Source organism: Bilophila wadsworthia ATCC 49260, from assembly GCF_000701705.1.
GTDB lineage: Bacteria > Desulfobacterota > Desulfovibrionia > Desulfovibrionales > Desulfovibrionaceae > Bilophila > Bilophila wadsworthia.
The window spans coordinates 1-1,633 of the sequence record NZ_JNJP01000182.1; the positions used below are offsets into that span (position 1 = coordinate 1).

Genomic DNA, 1,633 nt, shown 5'->3' on the forward strand with positions numbered 1-1,633 from the left:
CGGATCGGGACGCTGTACGAACAGCGGGAGAGCTTCGCCGTGGGGTCGAACTTCAATGAGTTCGGGCGGTCATTTGTGGACTGCCTGCTTGATCCGTATGTCGTCACAAGGGGGTTCTGATGAACGCTGATGAAGTGAAGAGGTTCAAAGAGTTCAAGTGGACAAAGAGAAAGGTGTTGCGGCTGTTCGCCAACTGTCTGTTGTGGGTTTGTGGCCCTGCCTACCTTTTTTGTTCCCTTGCCGCGTGGAACCTCAATTTCGCCGTTTGGCACTGGTTTCTGCGGGGGGTGTTCGGGGTTTCGCTGTTTTTGTTTGTCCCTTTGGCGGCGCTGTGCGTCGCCGTATGGATTGAGCTTCGACGGAAAGACGCCTTGTTGAGATCCGGAGGCGCGTGATGCGTGCCGGTTCCCTTCGCCATCGGGTGACCATCCAGCGGTATGAGCTTGCCGTGGACGAGTACGGCGCACCGTTAAGGCGGGAGTCGTGGAAGGACGTGTCCACGGTGTGGGCGTCGGTCGAGGCCGTGAGCGGGCGGGAGTTTTTCGCCTCGCAGCAGGTGCAGTCCGAAGTCACGCACAAGGTCACGATCCGCTTCCGGCCCGGCGTGGCGGCGGACATGCGGATTGTGCACGGCGGCAGGGTATTCGGCATTGTCGCGCCTCTGCCTGACAACAGGGGCACGCGGCTGGTGCTGATGTGCCGGGAGGTGAGCGGTGAGCAATGACGTCGTGGTGGACATCCCGATTGAGGAAATCCGAGCCGGGGTGCGGGCGGAAATCGACTCCGATCTTGGGGGGATTGCCGCGCAGGTCTTTGAAAAGGCCAAGGCTTCGACGGCGTTCAAGGACAAGACGGGGAGGCTGCGGCAATCCATCTGGATTTACCGCTCGAAGTATAAGGACGGCGGCTATGTGGTCTATGTGAAGGCCCCGCACAGCCATCTTGTGGAGTTCGGGCATGATTTGGTTGTGGAAAAAGACGGTACGGTTGTGAAGCATGTACCCAACTATGTCACTGGAACACACTTCCTGCGCAAGGCCCGCAACGCCGTCCGGCGAAAGGTGGATACGATGCTTCAGGACATGATGGGGGACCCGCATTATGGCAAGCGCCGTTGATTTTGAAATCGTCCTGTTGCGGACGCTGCGGGAGGATGCGGGCTTGTCCGCGCTGGTTGGGAACAAGGTTTTCGCGCTGGTGATCCCGCAGGGGACAAAACTCCCATGCATCACGTTCCAGCGCATCGGCGGGATGCCCGCAAATACGCTGTCCGGGCATTCCGGCTTGGAAGAAATCGACCTTCAGATCGACGTATGGGCGCGGGACTATGACGAGGCAAAAGCCATTGCCAAGGCCGTTCGTGCCGCCATGCCGCCAAGCGGCCCGCGGTTCAGCGCGCATCTGATCGAGGATCAGGATTTGTACGAGGACGGGACGAATTACTTCCGCGTGAACATGGAGTTCAAGGTCTGGTTCCTCGAAACCGAATAGGAGATTGAAACATGCCCAACAAACAGATTGCGGTCGGCGCCAGAACCAAAGTCCTGATGGACGTGGAAACGTCCTACGGCGTGGCGCCGACTACGCCGGGGGGTGTCCTCCTCCCCATCAACTCGTTTTCCCTGAAGCCGTC

At 59.2% G+C, this 1,633-nt stretch carries 4 protein-coding genes; all 4 read left to right on the top strand.

Annotated elements, in window-relative coordinates:
• Nucleotides 1-119 precede the first annotated feature (119 nt).
• Genes T370_RS0121835 through T370_RS0121850 form a run of 4 tightly spaced genes read left to right on the top strand, consistent with a single transcriptional unit; the run spans nucleotide 120 to nucleotide 1,491 of the window.
• Nucleotides 120-395 carry a hypothetical protein gene (locus T370_RS0121835; protein ID WP_029437009.1) on the top strand — a complete coding sequence of 92 codons (276 nt, stop codon included), beginning with the start codon at nucleotides 120-122 and terminating at the stop codon, nucleotides 393-395.
• The gene (locus T370_RS0121840) at nucleotides 395-724 is read left to right on the top strand and encodes a phage head closure protein (protein ID WP_029437010.1); all 330 of its coding nucleotides are present in this window, start codon (nucleotides 395-397) and stop codon (nucleotides 722-724) included. The genes T370_RS0121835 and T370_RS0121840 overlap by 1 nt, the downstream gene beginning before the upstream one ends.
• On the top strand, nucleotides 714-1,118 hold the full coding sequence (locus tag T370_RS0121845) for an HK97 gp10 family phage protein (RefSeq protein ID WP_051643945.1): 405 nt from the start codon (nucleotides 714-716) through the stop codon (nucleotides 1,116-1,118). The genes T370_RS0121840 and T370_RS0121845 overlap by 11 nt, the downstream gene beginning before the upstream one ends.
• The gene (locus T370_RS0121850; RefSeq protein ID WP_029437012.1) at nucleotides 1,102-1,491 is read left to right on the top strand and encodes a DUF3168 domain-containing protein; all 390 of its coding nucleotides are present in this window, start codon (nucleotides 1,102-1,104) and stop codon (nucleotides 1,489-1,491) included. Before T370_RS0121845 ends, T370_RS0121850 begins: the two co-directional genes overlap by 17 nt.
• The last annotated feature ends 142 nt before the right edge of the window (nucleotides 1,492-1,633 follow it).